General features: G+C 54.1%; 13 protein-coding genes. 4 read left to right on the top strand and 9 right to left on the bottom strand.

The window, feature by feature from the left end; genetic code table 11:
• Nucleotides 1-26 precede the first annotated feature (26 nt).
• The 6 genes from LNV09_RS05750 to LNV09_RS05725 form a co-directional block, all read right to left on the bottom strand.
• Nucleotides 27-1,454 (bottom strand): DUF2142 domain-containing protein, encoded by a 1,428-nt coding sequence (locus LNV09_RS05750; RefSeq protein WP_263556124.1) that lies wholly within the window; start codon nucleotides 1,452-1,454, stop codon nucleotides 27-29.
• Between the two features lie 13 nt (nucleotides 1,455-1,467).
• A complete protein-coding gene (locus LNV09_RS05745; protein WP_263556123.1) occupies nucleotides 1,468-2,148 on the bottom strand; it encodes a class I SAM-dependent methyltransferase in 681 nt (226 codons plus the stop codon).
• 131 nt (nucleotides 2,149-2,279) lie between these two features.
• Complete coding sequence (locus LNV09_RS05740; RefSeq protein ID WP_263556122.1) at nucleotides 2,280-3,395, bottom strand: glycosyltransferase family 9 protein; 1,116 nt, start codon at nucleotides 3,393-3,395, stop codon at nucleotides 2,280-2,282.
• 96 nt (nucleotides 3,396-3,491) lie between these two features.
• Entirely contained in the window at nucleotides 3,492-3,902 is a 411-nt protein-coding gene (locus LNV09_RS05735; protein ID WP_263556121.1) for a DUF2304 domain-containing protein, read from the bottom strand.
• Complete coding sequence (locus LNV09_RS05730) at nucleotides 3,899-4,582, bottom strand: glycosyltransferase family 2 protein (RefSeq protein ID WP_263556120.1); 684 nt, start codon at nucleotides 4,580-4,582, stop codon at nucleotides 3,899-3,901. Before LNV09_RS05730 ends, LNV09_RS05735 begins: the two co-directional genes overlap by 4 nt.
• 79 nt (nucleotides 4,583-4,661) lie before the next feature.
• A complete protein-coding gene (locus tag LNV09_RS05725) occupies nucleotides 4,662-5,915 on the bottom strand; it encodes an MATE family efflux transporter (RefSeq protein WP_263556119.1) in 1,254 nt (417 codons plus the stop codon).
• 375 nt (nucleotides 5,916-6,290) lie between these two features.
• On the opposite strand from LNV09_RS05725, the gene LNV09_RS05720 reads away from it, so the two are divergent.
• The 3 genes from LNV09_RS05720 (at nucleotide 6,291) to LNV09_RS05710 (ending at nucleotide 9,337) form a co-directional block, all read left to right on the top strand.
• Nucleotides 6,291-7,976 (top strand): long-chain-fatty-acid--CoA ligase, encoded by a 1,686-nt coding sequence (locus LNV09_RS05720; RefSeq protein ID WP_263556118.1) that lies wholly within the window; start codon nucleotides 6,291-6,293, stop codon nucleotides 7,974-7,976.
• 78 nt (nucleotides 7,977-8,054) lie between these two features.
• Nucleotides 8,055-8,519 (top strand): hypothetical protein, encoded by a 465-nt coding sequence (locus LNV09_RS05715; protein WP_263556117.1) that lies wholly within the window; start codon nucleotides 8,055-8,057, stop codon nucleotides 8,517-8,519.
• 62 nt (nucleotides 8,520-8,581) lie between these two features.
• Nucleotides 8,582-9,337 (top strand): 16S rRNA (uracil(1498)-N(3))-methyltransferase, encoded by a 756-nt coding sequence (locus LNV09_RS05710; RefSeq protein WP_263556116.1) that lies wholly within the window; start codon nucleotides 8,582-8,584, stop codon nucleotides 9,335-9,337.
• A gap of 55 nt (nucleotides 9,338-9,392) precedes the next feature.
• Here LNV09_RS05710 and LNV09_RS05705 read toward each other — a convergent pair whose 3' ends face one another.
• A complete protein-coding gene (locus tag LNV09_RS05705; RefSeq protein ID WP_263556115.1) occupies nucleotides 9,393-10,691 on the bottom strand; it encodes a THUMP domain-containing class I SAM-dependent RNA methyltransferase in 1,299 nt (432 codons plus the stop codon).
• Between the two features lie 68 nt (nucleotides 10,692-10,759).
• Between LNV09_RS05705 and LNV09_RS05700 the strand changes: the two genes are divergently transcribed.
• Nucleotides 10,760-11,170 (top strand): PaaI family thioesterase, encoded by a 411-nt coding sequence (locus tag LNV09_RS05700; RefSeq protein WP_263556114.1) that lies wholly within the window; start codon nucleotides 10,760-10,762, stop codon nucleotides 11,168-11,170.
• 168 nt (nucleotides 11,171-11,338) lie between these two features.
• Here the strand turns inward: LNV09_RS05700 and LNV09_RS05695 are convergent, their stop codons facing one another.
• Nucleotides 11,339-11,848, bottom strand: a complete 510-nt coding sequence (locus LNV09_RS05695; RefSeq protein ID WP_263556113.1) for a hypothetical protein — start codon at nucleotides 11,846-11,848, stop codon at nucleotides 11,339-11,341.
• A gap of 14 nt (nucleotides 11,849-11,862) precedes the next feature.
• Complete coding sequence (locus LNV09_RS05690) at nucleotides 11,863-13,386, bottom strand: RNA polymerase factor sigma-54 (RefSeq protein ID WP_263556112.1); 1,524 nt, start codon at nucleotides 13,384-13,386, stop codon at nucleotides 11,863-11,865.
• Nucleotides 13,387-13,392 lie beyond the last annotated feature (6 nt).

Genomic DNA, 13,392 nt, shown 5'->3' with positions numbered 1-13,392 from the left:
CGGTTTGTGTCGGAGCTGGTTTGGCGCTAGAAGAGTCCATAAACCCCGATAATTGTGCGATGCATTGAGAGCGTCGTCGCAATTAGTATCGCGACGACACAGTAGGTGGCGTGCTGTCTAAATTTTCTGAGGGAGCACCTTTGAATCAAAGTGACCCCCGCGACGCCCGCCATAGGTAGTATGGGCAGGAAGTATCGGCCTTGCACCCCTTCTGCTGCATATGCCCCAACCGGCGTCCAAATAATGTATAAGGCCCATTCAACCATGAAAATCGCCGTAATACTGAGAAAGGCGATCCAAAATGACGATGAGACATTGACGCGAGCCTTTGCCCTCTCCGCGTAGAGGCCTAGAAGCATGGCGATGCCCGAAAGTATATAAACCCAACTATTCAGATGTACATTGAGCCATCCGAGTTTCCCTATAGTTGATTGCCAGCGCGATCCTGCGTACAAATAAAGTGATCTCAATGGAATTCTCGCCGCAGTCAAGGGATGTTCCATTAAATATGCAACTTGGCCTGAGGAATCAACTCCCACCGGAGTGCCCAAGGTAGTTGTATGAGGTTTAGGCACAAGCAGGAACCAAATGGCAATCAGTGAAACGGTAATGGCAGCCAAAATGAATTGAGTCGCAAATACCCGCTTGGCTGAAACGAAAACAGAATTCCTTGTATGCGAACCCAACCACAAGCCAGCAAATAGTAGTGGCGCAAGAACAGGCTTTACTGAGCACATCAGTAAGCCCGCAAGAATAGTGGCCAACTGTTGTTTCCAGGTCCAGTTTAGCTTTGCCAAAAACCTTGCCATCAGCGCTGTAAATAGCAACGCTCCGCTGATCGTCAATGCATCAGGGGATACCGATGCTGTCTGAAACTGCGTCATGGGCAGCAAGGCCACGATCAGCGCGAAAGTTCGGCCAACTGGTAGCAGCGCGATAGCTACAGTTGTAATGATGATTGCACTCAAGGCGTTTACCAAGCGGCCCGCGTAGAGCATTTCCAAGGGACCCCAACCCACAGATCTAACTGCCGCTATTGCCATGGCTTGCGGGAGGTAAGGAAGAGGCGAATTTGCCTGTATTCCAGAGAAATCAATGTTTACTCGCAGATCTTCATCGACCGGATCGCCAAGCTTTTTAAATATTTCAGTCAATGATCTTTGCGGAGGTTTCCTTGGAGCGTGAAATTCCGTGGTACCCATGAAGTGCATGACAAGGCCTGGAATTGAAGCGGGTAAGTCAAGGTCTATCCGTTTGCTCTTAACTCTATCCACCTCATCGAAGTGACTGAGTTGGTAGCTTCGATAAAAGTGTTGCGGTTCATCGGGAACTTCAAATGGAGGCGTTAGAAAGACTAATAAACAAATGCTGATGCCGCCAAAAAGTAGATAAAAAATGGCATGTTTCCGCGCGGGAAATGAAGCATAGAAGTCTTGAAAATATCTATTTGTCATGATCAAATAAAACTTATTTCTTCTGCAAGACAAGGCATATTGTTCCACAAATAACCGGCAACCCCTCTAGAAAGTATTCGAGTTTTTTTATAATATTGTTAGGCTTTTTTATGGCCGACGGAATTATATTAATATACTGCGTTGCTTCGTGATGCCAATTGTTCCGGGTCAGCTCTAGGAATGCGTTTGGCCAAAAATTTCGTTCCCCTAATTTGGTGGCCTGAAAGTAGCAGATATAGGGATTCAGCCAACTTGGTTCGAGAATCATCCATTTTGCGCCGGAGCAAGAATTCAATGAAATCTCTTCGATAGATCTTCTGAGGTCGCTTACATGATGCAGAACGTCGGTTGAAATAATCCAGTTGGCTTGACATGAGTTCTCATTTGAACTCGAAATTTGCTCAGCCAGACCAGTAGAGAAACTCACATTTTTGAATTTTCTCTGGGTGACTTTTGTGTTTGCATAGTCAATATATTCTCTATTCGGATCAATACCGATGAAGCTCAAGTCAGGGCGACGTTCAGCAATATCAAGAATAGCTACTCCAGTTCCGCATCCGACTTCAATGATCCGTTCCCCTGCCTTCGCCTCAGTAAGAAATTCAAACAGGCGATTGGTCTTTCGCTGATGAAGCCAAGTGGTTCGATGAGAGTCATACCCTGCAGGATCTTTGTCCCAGGTTGAATTCAACATACACAAACCTTTGCATTTTAATGACTGAATTACGAGTTGCAATTTTCAAAAATAATCAACTGCGAATTTGATATTTTTTGTTTCTTAAAAAATAAAAAATTAATTCAATGCAAATTGCAACGGAAATATAACTATTTTATTTGAAGCAACTTGTCAATTGCAATCAGTACATCATCAACCTCAATTGCTGTCATGCAATTGGCCTGCTCAAAGCTCAGTTGTTTTGGAATTAATTCTGCGCTGGTGTTGTCTATAAAAGGGCAGCCAATTTTCGGTTTCCATATGGAGACATTATTTGCGCCATATGGCCCCCATAGGACGGGTGTATTGGGGCCAAATAAACCTATTGTTTTTACGCCTGCTGCAGCTGCAATGTGCATGAAGCCGGAATCGTTGCTTATCGCAATATCGCATCGACTAATAAGTTCTGCTGATTGTTTTACGGTAAATATTCCCGCAGAATTTATAGCCTTATTTTTCATTGAAAATTCAATTTTTCTAATTGTTTCAATGTTTGACTTTGAGTCGATGAAAAAAACCTGTGCGTTATATTTTTCGATTAAGGTATCAGCGAGTGCGGCGAAATTTTCAATTGGCCACATTCTGAATTTCACCGACTCAGCGACACCTGGAGCGATGCCAACTGTTAGGCCAGTAGTCGAATATTTGACTTTCTGCAGGTATTCTGAAATTAGAACTTTATCAGGGCTCGAGATGGAAAGCGGAATAAGCTTATCTGTATTTCTATCTATATTAAATATTTTTCCAAAATCGAGGTAATTTTGAACCATGTGTTGATTTTTATTGAATGGGCTTTGAATGTGGTATGTTTTTCCTCTGGCTCCGTGAGAGAATCCAATTCTAAAATTCCCTTTTATGAAGCAAATTAATGCGGAAACATTTAAATAAGGCTCAGCATCTATGCAGATGTCGTAATATCTAAAGTTATTTAATATATTTTTTATGGAAAAGTCAATAATATTGTCAATGTAATCTTGACCTTCGAAAACGGCTCTGTTTCTCGTGTGAGCCAGTACGTGTACTTCAGAGTTGGGGAATTTTCTTTTGAAGGCCTGAAGTGTAGGCAGTAGTACTACAGAGTCACCAAGCGCCCAGAATTTAATAACGAGTATTTTTGTAATCGAATTTGGAATTGCCTTCCTATGATTTTTTCGCCCAAAGATAAAGCAAAGAGGAAGAAAAATATATTTATCAATTATTTTTTCAATTTTAATTATGTTTGCCATGTTGTCCGCGCTGCTGAACTATGTTTTAGGATGTATGGCTGATTCTGTCTAAATGCCATCAATATTTGAAGAAATATTTAGTATCTAGTAATAATATTAATCACTGAAAGGAACTGGTTTTTCATAATTTGCGCTTGGGCTTTGCGCTCGCTCATAGCTTTCCTTGTCAGGCCTATCTATTTCTCGCAACTGCGACTGTGGTCGCATCAGTGCCAACTCGCGAGTGAGATCTGTAATATTTTTGTGGATTGAAAGTATCTTCATCTGGAGATTGACTGAAACTACAATGCTTATCAATAGCCAGCAGTAAAGAATTAAATCTGCTCCGCGCCCTATGCCGACAAATTTTGCTAAGACATTGGTTAGTTCTGGTGTGGAGACGAATACTATTCCAAGAATAGAGATTACTGCCAACAATGCGCTAATCAGACGGGATTTTTGTCTTTGTAGGAACGCGTAGATCAGGCAAGCTAGGAGCCCTGATATCAGGATAAATTGCATAATCATTTTGTAATTTTCCCAACAAAAAGCTCAGCTAGGATATTGAAGGCATTGCTGATTTTCTGCCCTTTTCGGATTGAGTATTCCGTATAGATGATTGTCACAGGGGCTTCCGCAACTTTTAAGCCAAGACCTAGGATTTGATCAACGATTTCCGATGCGTGAGCCATTCTGTTTTGATTGATTTTGATGGATTTGGCCGCATGTCCGGTAAAAAGGCGGAGCCCATTGTGCGCATCAGTCAATTGCAATCCGCTGGTCATGCGAGTAAATAGAACAGCAAGCTTAAGCACGATCTTTTTGAGTGTAGGTAGATTCTGCGTACTTCCCAAAAATCGACTGCCGACCACGATGTCGGCATTCGATTGTTTTTGAACTTCCATAAGTACTGCAATATCTTCAACGCGGTGCTGCCCATCGGCATCAAAGGTCACCACGTATTCCGCTGCTTGTGAAATCGCGTATTTCAGCCCGGTTTGAAGTGCCGCACCTTGGCCTAAATTGATGGGATGCCGTAGCACGATAGCTCCACCATCCAGGGCGGCAGAGCCAGTAGTATCCTTGGAGCAATCATCAACTAGCACGACATTGTTGTATTTTTTTCGCAATTCGGATATTACGTCTCGAATAACTTCGCCCTCGTTGAAGGCTGGGATTACTACCCAAATATTTGATTGTTCTGGCATATTGAAATTTTACCTACTGGTTGGCCGAGATAAAATACTCTGAAATTTTAGTTAATAACTCTGGCTAGGCATATGATGACTAACTATCGTTTGCGTTATGCAGGCTGATCGAGGCGGAGTTAAAATTGAGAATAAAACTGGCCCACAAGAAAAGCATTTGTGTGCCAAATATTATGGTCTGATTTTCCACAATTTTCCCTATGTCTTGGTGGCGATATGCATGCAGCAAAAAACCGCCACCCAGCAATACTGCTGCCGGTATGTATCCAGCGGTATATCGCCAGGCTATCTTGGCATGCATGGCGAGCACCGACATCGAAAAGAACAGGACACCGAGAGCCAAAATTGGGATGTTGGCTGCAGCCATTTCAAATTGATTCCCAAAAAATAGAGTAGTGATTTCATGCGGAAATATCAGCAATACAATTACCAGGGCGGTACCGCTGGCCACAATTGCTGTGGCTGCATGCCTGAGCGTTTTTAATTGTGCCAAGCGGCTTGTTTGGGTCAACATGCGTGGATAGGCGATGGCAATGACGGGGAAAGCTGTAAAGAACGTTAGTTTTGCAATCGTTGCCGCAGCGGCATAGTCACCGCCGACACTTGGATTGAAGAATTGAACGGCAAATTGATCAAGTGTGAAAGTCGCGTAAGTCAGCATGAAAATGAGTAAAGTCGACGTTTCTATTTTAATGTTTTTGGTTTTCGACGCTATTTTGGTATTGTTCTGAGGGGTGTAACTGCGGTTGTATATTATTGCTAATACAAATATAAATAGATAGTTAATAACGTAGCCGCCTAGCGCACCGCTGATACCAAATCCTGTCGTCAACAAGAGCCAACCTGTGGCCAGCCGGGCGATAGCTCCATAGCAGGCAAGGTCTGCCTGAGCTCGGACCTTGCCGATGCCGGCAAGGTAGCCGACTACTGCGGAACTCATGATCATGGCAAACAGGCAGAGTCCGCCGAGGATGACTTGCGAAGTGTTGGCGTTTAGTTGTTGTTTGAAGGGGAGTAGAACTGCAATCAGAACGGCCGCTCCAAGCGCGGAATATTTCCACGCTGAGCTGAGTACATGGTGCAGTTTCAGTGTGTTTGTGCTGGTTTTGACGGCTTGGGTAGCGCCGGCCTGAATCGAGTTGGCAAAAACGCCGCCCAGTGAAATCAAGCCTAAGAGCGCACTGAATGTCCCATAATCAGCGGGTTTGAGACTGCGGCCGGTCATGACGATGAAGCCGTAGGATATGACGTTGGTGAGGCCAAAAATCACTCCAAACAGCAACGCATCGAACAGAGCTGATTGCCAGGCTCTAGTGTTTTTCGCTATGGTCATTGCTCTTAGGTTTCATCGAGGTTTTTCCATTGGGCACATGCAGCCACCCAGTTCCTTTGGACATTTCGGCTGACGACTGGGCGACTTTTCCATGGCGGCAGTGGCTTAAAAATTTGGGCCAAGGATAACCCTAGCCAAGGTATTTGGGGCCAACAAGCCCCCCTCGTTTGAAGGTGCCGTTAGTTCGGGTACGGTATTTTTGCCTTTAGGGTGTTGTTCTGGCGCGTGTTCTTTCTGTTGAAGCTTGGCCCGTTGCGAGCGGTGCTTTCAACCCAATTGGGCAGCGCACTCTACGCCCCGCTATCGCTTCCCCCTATGCCCCCACCCCCTCCCATCGGAGAGAATCCAGCTCATTCGAACGGAGACATAAAACCCATGCTGCAGAAGACTTGGCTGAAGAACTATCCCGAAGGTGTGCCCGCCGAGATTCATGCGGAGCTGTACCCGTCGCTGGTCGAGCTGATGAATTCGGCGTTCAAGAAGTTCCCGCAGCAGCCCGCCTACAAGATGATGGGCCGGCAGATCTCGTTCGCCCAGTTGGATGAGAGCTCGCGTGCCTTGGCCGCCTATTTGCAGAGTCTGGGGCTGGAGAAGGGCGACCGCGTCGCCTTGATGATGCCCAACGTGATGCAGTACCCGGTCGCGGTCGCTGCCGTGCTGCGGGCCGGTTTCGTCGTGGTCAACGTCAACCCGCTCTACACCCCGCGCGAACTGGAGCATCAGCTCAAGGATTCCGGCGCCAAGGCGATCGTCATCCTGGAGAACTTCGCCATCACCTTGCAGCAGGTGCTCAAGCAAGTGCCGACCAAGCATGTCGTGCTGGCGTCCATGGGCGATATGTTGGGCTTCCCCAAGGGCTTGATCGTCAATTACGTGGTGCGCAAGGTCAAGAAGCTGGTGCCGGCCTTTGAGTTGCCCGGCGCGGTGAGTTTCAATGACGCGGTCGCAAAAGGTCGTCAGCTGAGCTACAAGTCGCCCAGCGTGGGCCCTAACGATATCGCCGTGCTGCAGTACACCGGCGGCACGACCGGTGTCTCCAAGGGCGCGGTGCTGCTGCACCGCAATCTGGTCGCCAATGTGATGCAGGCCGAGGCTTGGTATCAGCCCGCTCTCAAGAAGATCCCGGCCGGCGAGCAGTTGGTCAGTATTTGCGCCTTGCCGCTGTATCACATCTTCGGTTTCACGACGAACATGATGCTGTCCATGCATGTGGGCGGCTGCAATGTCTTGATCCCCAATCCGCGTGACATCCCGGGCACCTTCAAGGAATTGGCCAAGCATCGTTTCCACAGCCTGCCGGCGGTCAACACCTTGTTCATGGCCATGGCCAATCACAAGGATTTCAATACCGTCGACTGGAGCAGTTTGGTGATCGCGGTAGGTGGCGGCATGGCGGTGCAGCATGCAACGGCCAAGCTTTGGTTGGAAAAAACCGGCTGCCCTATCTGCGAAGGCTATGGGCTGAGCGAAACCTCACCGATCGCCAGTTGCAACCCGACCGATAGCCTGGCCTATACCGGCTCGATTGGCCTGCCCATGCCCAGCACCGAGATCTTGCTGCTGGACGATCTGGGTCAACCGGTGGCCAATGGTGAGCGAGGCGAAATCGCCATTCGTGGGCCGCAGGTGATGGCCGGCTATTGGCAGCGGCCGGACGAAACCGCCCAGGTGATGACGGCCGACGGCTTCTTCCGCACGGGCGACGTCGGCACCATGGATGAGCGCGGTTTCTTCCGCATCGTCGATCGCAAGAAGGACATGATTCTGGTCAGCGGCTTCAACGTCTATCCGAACGAGATCGAGGACGTGCTGACGCAGATGGAAGGCGTGCTGGAATGTGCGTCGGTGGGCATCCCCGACGCCAAGGCCGGCGAGGCGGTCAAGGTGGTCATCGTGCGCAAGAACCCGGCCGTCAACCCCATCACCGAGACCGATGTGCGCGCCTATTGCGAGGCCAATCTGACCGGATACAAACGGCCCAAGGTGGTCGAGTTCCGCGATGAGTTGCCCAAGACGCCAGTCGGCAAGATCCTCAGGCGTGAACTACGCGACAAGACCTGAGTCCTTGTGCGCTGAGTCCGCGCACGGCAAAGCCCCGGACCGTTTAGAGTCGGCTGTGTACTTGGGGGAGTGACAACGATGCTGGACCGGGCCTACGTCAAGACCGAAGCAGGGCGGGCTGAAATCAAGGCGCGCAGCTTGGCCATGTCGCGCAGCGTTCGCAACCTCTTGCTGATGATCGATGGTGGCAAAACCGCCGCCCAATGGCTGAGTCTGGTGCAAGGCATTGTGGCGGCCGACATCGAATATTTGCTGGCGCAGGGGCTGATTGCAGACGCCAATCCGGGCGCCGTGGACATCCCGGTCGAGCTGGATCTCTCGCCGCTGGACTATGAGCAGCTCTATGGCTTTTTGACCCGCCATGCCAAGCAGTATCTGGGCTTGATGAAGGGTTACAAGATGGTGCTCGACGTAGAGCGCTGCGGCGATGTGGCGGCCCTGCGTGCCTTGGGGCAACGCTTTGTGGCCGAGGTCAGCCAAGCGCAGGGCGAGGTGGTGGCCGATCAGGTGCGGCGTGCCATGTCCATCACCCGCTCAAGCTGATGATGACGGGGTGCGTGAACTTGCTGGCACACTGAGCGACTTTCCGATTCGAGCTGTCAGTCATGCCACCGCGTTTTTTTGTCGATATCCCCTTGAGTGCCCCGGACCTCGGTGGCGATGATTTGCTGTTGCCCCCCTCGGCCGCCCGCCATGTCCAGGTCTTGCGCCTGCAACCGGGCAGTCCGGTGACCTTGTTTGACGGCTCCGGCCATGAGTGGCAGGCCGAGGTCGCGGCAATGGGCCGCAGCGAGGTGCGCGTGCATTTGCAAGCGCGCCAAGCGGTGCAACGCGAACTGACGCATGCGGTGACGCTGGCCGTGGTGATGCCGGCCAATGACCGCATGGACGGTTTGGTCGAGAAGGCCACCGAGTTGGGCGTGGCCTGCATTCAACCGCTGATGAGCGAACGTTCGGTCTTGCGTCTAAATGGTGAGCGGGCCGACAAGAAGGCCGCGCATTGGACGGGTGTAGCCATCGCCGCTTGCGAGCAAAGCGGCCGCACCAAGGTTCCCACCATTGCACCGGTCAAAACCTTGGCGGCCTGGCTGGCGGAATTGCCTGCGCAGCCGGCCGAGTTGGCGAGCCAGCAGCGCCGCTGGCTGCTCAGTCCGACCGCCGCCCAGCCGCTGAAGGCCTTGAGCGCTGCGGTAGCGCAAGAGACCTTGGTCTTGAGTGGGCCCGAAGGCGGCCTGAGCCCGGCCGAGGAGCAGGCGGCGTGCGAACGGGGCTTTTTGGCCGCCCAGCTAGGGCCCCGCATCCTGCGCGCCGACACCGCGCCACTGGCCGTCCTGGGCTGGTTGGCCTTGCAGTCTCTTTGAATGACCAGTTACTGTACGCAATAGTACTGCGAGGCTGCCGTGAAGGGCTAGGCTCTCAGGCCTCGCGGCCTGTTTGAGTTTCGCCGTCGGCGTTGGGCTTGGGTGCCCGCGCCGAACCGGCGACCAGATCAAAGCGGAACATCCGGCATTCGATCGGGCCGTTCCACATCGGGAAGCGGCGCGACTCCTTCAGCCGCATCTGCTGAGGTAACTTCATATCCGGGCAGAGCAGCCAGGCGGTCCAGCCGGCCGGGTTTTGCGTGTAGGCGCGCTTCCAATGCGAGGCCAGGCGCGGGAAGAAATCGTCGCCGGCGTCGCGTGCTTCCGAGCCACCGGCATCGCGGTAATGTGCGGCCTTGCCGCGCACCTCAATGCGCTCGCCATAGGGCGGGTTCATCATGATGGTGCCGGGCATGCCCTCGGGCAGCTCGGGAGCGGGCCGCTCCAGCGCATCGCCGCCGTTGAACTGGATGTACTGGGCGACGCCGGCACGCTCGGCATTGCGGCGCGCAAAGTCGACCATCCGGAAGGCCACATCGCTGCAGAAGATCGGCACCGCCGGCGCATGTTCACGGTCCTTGGCGGCCTGCTTAATCGCTTGCCAGCGGCCACGCAGTGGCACAAACGGCAATTGCTTTTCGAAGGCAAAGCGGCGCTGCATGCCGGCGGCCATGCCGCAGGCGATTTGGGCTGCCTCGACCGCGATCGTGCCCGAGCCGCAGCAGGGGTCGTGCAGCGCGCCGCCGGTCTCGGGCGTGCCCTTCCAGCCAGCGGCGGCCAACATTGCGGCAGCCAAGGTTTCCTTCAGCGGCGCGTCGCCCTTGTCTTCGCGCCAGCCGCGTTTGAACAGCGGCTCGCCTGAGGTGTCGACATAAATGGTCGCGTCCAGTTCGCTCAGGTGCAAGATGATGGGCAGATCGGGGAAGCGCGTGTCGACGCTGGGGCGCTCGCCGGTGGCGTCGCGCAGCACATCGCAGATTGCATCCTTGACGCGCAGCGTGGCGAAGTTAAGGCTGCGCAGCGGCGAGTGGCGCGCGACGGTGTCGACGCGAACTGTCTCGGCCGGTGTGATCCATTCGGTCCAGTCGATCGTGCGGGCCAGGGCGTAGATATCGTCCTCATGGCGGTAGCCGCCCGAGGTCAGCTCTATCATCACGCGCTGCGCTAAGCGGCATTCGAGGTTGAGCTTCATCACGCCCTCGAGGTCACTTTTCAGCGCAATGCCGCCGCGCAAGACCTCGATATGAGTTTTGGGCAGGATCAAGCGAACTTCTTCGTCCAGCAATCGCTCCACGCCGGAGGCGCAGGAGAGAAAAAGTTGCAACAAGGTTTTGGGGGATTCTTTGGCGGCCATGGCCCTATTGTCCCAGCAACGGTGGCACGGCATAAACTGGCGCCATTTACTTTGAAATCCAGGACCGCATGCTCACCTCCGACCAACTGACCCAATTCGGTGCCGCCAGCTTGCCCGGCTTGCTGGGTATCGTGATTTTGCAAGCCAGCTTGGAAGAGGTTCATGCGGAGCTGCCGGTGCGGCCCGGCGTGATGGCGCCAAACGGCTATTTGCATGCCGGCTGCATCGTCAGCCTGGCCGACACCTGCGCCGGCTATGGCTGCATCGCCAATCTGCCGGCCGGTGCCAGCGGTTTCACGACGATTGAGTTGAAGTCCAACCACCTGGGTACGGCCCGCGACGGCGTGATCGAGTGCAAGGCCCGCCCTGTACATCTGGGCCGCACCACTCAGGTCTGGGACGCGGTGGTCACGCATCGCGAAACGGGCAAAACGCTGGCGCTGTTTCGCTGCACGCAGATGCTGCTTTACCCCAAGTAGTTCTCAAGGCAGCTCTGCACATATCAGGCCGGTCCGTGCTGACGCGGTCTCGGGTGACCTGCGGCCTTGCGCTTTTCGCCAAGAGCTACGGCTATTGGCTTCAAACAGCGCCTTGCAGTCCATCCCGATCCGCACTGCACGGCTCACCCCGATTTATGCAGGGCTTCCCTAGCGACCCGGGAATATGCGTTCGTCGTCGAAGATCATGCTGTGGGTGGTGCGCAGCACGACGCCGTCCTTGAAGTGCACATTGAAGCGCTGGCGCTGACCCATTATTTCATCGGGCACCGTCCAGTCCCAAACCTCTTCGCCACTGAACCTGAAGAAGACGCGCGTGCGTTCCTTGCCCAGCAGGCGGCTGACCTGATCGGGCGTCCAGCCGGGCTGGATACGGGCCCGCACAGCCGGCTGCAGCGTGTCCTCGATGCTGATGACCTTGCCTGCGGCGTCGACGCGGATCATCAAGGCGCTTTGGCCCATCGGTTGCTGCGAGTATTCCAGCGTTTTGCCACCCTTGCCGTCCAAGTCGGGCCAGATCTGCACCGGCTGACCATATTGCGCCAGCACGGCGGCCGCACTCATGCCGGGACTGACGCTGCGCGGGCTGGGTACGCTGACGCAGGCGTTGAGGCTCAGGCATATGAGGCTCGCCAAGGCGATCGATTTGAGAGTGGACATGAGACCTATGCTCCTTAGTTGACCCGTCGCATCGTGGTTGTGCCTATTTTCATGCCTTCGCGGTATTTGGCGACGGTGCGGCGCGCGACCTGGATGCCTTGCTCTTCCAGCATCTCGGCCAGCGCGCTGTCGGACAGTGGCTTGGCCGGATTCTCGGCGTCGATGAATTGCTTGATCAGCGCCCGCACGGCGGTGCTGGACGCATTGCCGCCGGCCTCGGTGCTGAGTCCTGAGCCGAAGAAGTATTTCAGCTCGAAGGTGCCGAATACGGTGGCCATGTATTTGGCCGTGGTGACGCGCGAGATGGTCGATTCATGCAGACCCAACTCGTCGGCAATCTCGCGCAGCACCAGCGGCTTCATCGCCAAGGCGCCATGGGTGAAGAAAGCCTTTTGACGTTCCACAACGGCCTGCGAGACGCGCAAAATTGTGTCGAAACGCTGCTGGATGTTCTTGATGAACCAGCGCGCCTCTTGCAGCTGGCCGCCGAGCGGACTGTTCGTTATGCCGCCGCGCGTTTGACGCAGCGCATTGGCATACAGCTCATTGATGCGCAGCTTCGGTGCCACCTCGGGGTTGATGATGACGCGCAGCTCACGGCCGACCTTGCGCACGATCACATCGGGGATCACCGCCGCCGCCATGCCGCGGGCAAAGGCGCGCCCTGGCTTGGGCTCCAGCGACACGATCAGCGCTTGCGCCTCGCGCAGCAGTTCATCATCCGCGCCGGTCAAGGCCATCAATTTTTTGCTGTCGCGCCTGGCCAGCAGTTCCAGGTGCTTTTGGCAAATCATGATGGCGATCATCTGCGCCGCGCTGCGCGGCAAGGCGCGCAATTGCAACTCCAGGCACTCAGCCAGATCACGTGCGCCGACGCCGGTGGGCGTCATGTTCTTCAACCATTTCAAGGCGATGCGCAGATGGTCCAGCAGGTCTTCGCGCTCTTCGGCATCCTCGGCCAGGGCTGCGGCGATTTCTTCTAGGCTGTCTTCCAGATAGCCGTCTTCGCTCAGCGATTCGATCAGCACATGCAGCGCCATGCGGTCGCTGTCCGACAGGCCCATGCCGGCCATTTGTTGGCTTAGGTGTTCTTGCAGGCTGATTTCGCCACTGGACTGATCGCCATGCTCCCCGTCCTCGTCGCCGCTGTTGTTGGCGCTGCCCGGGCTGTTGCCGGGCAGTTCGCGGATGCCATCGAAATCGTCGCGCTCGGTGCCGTTTTCCCAGTCCTCACGCTCGACGGTGCCGAAGTCATCGCCCTGCAACTCGGGCGTTGCCTCCACGCCGCCGCCTAACTCCGCGTCGGCGCCGCTGTCTTGTGCGGCGGTGGTCTCGCTGAGTTGGCCGCGCATTTCGTCCAACTCGGGCACGGCGACGCTGTAGTCTTCCTCGGTCTCCAGCAGCGGGTTTTGCGCCAGCATTTGCTCGACCTCTTGGTTCAGCTCCAGCGTGGAGAGCTGTAACAAGCGGATCGACTGCTGCAATTGCGGCGTCAACGATAGGTGCTGGCTCAGCCGTAGCTGCAAGGAGGGTTTCATTCGCCG

Origin of the sequence: Paucibacter sp. B2R-40 (genome assembly GCF_025717555.1) — a bacterium.
Taxonomy (GTDB): domain Bacteria; phylum Pseudomonadota; class Gammaproteobacteria; order Burkholderiales; family Burkholderiaceae_C; genus Paucibacter_A.
This window is presented reverse-complemented; position numbering and strand designations above follow the sequence as displayed.

Excerpts from the sequence above, each read along its gene's own strand:
- LNV09_RS05705 (WP_263556115.1), bottom strand. The coding sequence starts at position 10,691 with ATGGCCGCCAAAGAATCCCCCAAAACCTTGTTGCAACTTTTTCTCTCC.
- LNV09_RS05720 (WP_263556118.1), top strand. The coding sequence starts at position 6,291 with ATGCTGCAGAAGACTTGGCTGAAGAACTATCCCGAAGGTGTGCCCGCC.
- LNV09_RS05710 (WP_263556116.1), top strand. The coding sequence starts at position 8,582 with ATGCCACCGCGTTTTTTTGTCGATATCCCCTTGAGTGCCCCGGACCTC.
- LNV09_RS05700 (WP_263556114.1), top strand. The coding sequence starts at position 10,760 with ATGCTCACCTCCGACCAACTGACCCAATTCGGTGCCGCCAGCTTGCCC.
- LNV09_RS05730 (WP_263556120.1), bottom strand. The coding sequence starts at position 4,582 with ATGCCAGAACAATCAAATATTTGGGTAGTAATCCCAGCCTTCAACGAG.
- LNV09_RS05740 (WP_263556122.1), bottom strand. The coding sequence starts at position 3,395 with ATGGCAAACATAATTAAAATTGAAAAAATAATTGATAAATATATTTTT.
- LNV09_RS05750 (WP_263556124.1), bottom strand. The coding sequence starts at position 1,454 with ATGACAAATAGATATTTTCAAGACTTCTATGCTTCATTTCCCGCGCGG.
- LNV09_RS05690 (WP_263556112.1), bottom strand. The coding sequence starts at position 13,386 with ATGAAACCCTCCTTGCAGCTACGGCTGAGCCAGCACCTATCGTTGACG.
- LNV09_RS05695 (WP_263556113.1), bottom strand. The coding sequence starts at position 11,848 with ATGTCCACTCTCAAATCGATCGCCTTGGCGAGCCTCATATGCCTGAGC.
- LNV09_RS05725 (WP_263556119.1), bottom strand. The coding sequence starts at position 5,915 with ATGACCATAGCGAAAAACACTAGAGCCTGGCAATCAGCTCTGTTCGAT.
- LNV09_RS05745 (WP_263556123.1), bottom strand. The coding sequence starts at position 2,148 with ATGTTGAATTCAACCTGGGACAAAGATCCTGCAGGGTATGACTCTCAT.
- LNV09_RS05735 (WP_263556121.1), bottom strand. The coding sequence starts at position 3,902 with ATGATTATGCAATTTATCCTGATATCAGGGCTCCTAGCTTGCCTGATC.
- LNV09_RS05715 (WP_263556117.1), top strand. The coding sequence starts at position 8,055 with ATGCTGGACCGGGCCTACGTCAAGACCGAAGCAGGGCGGGCTGAAATC.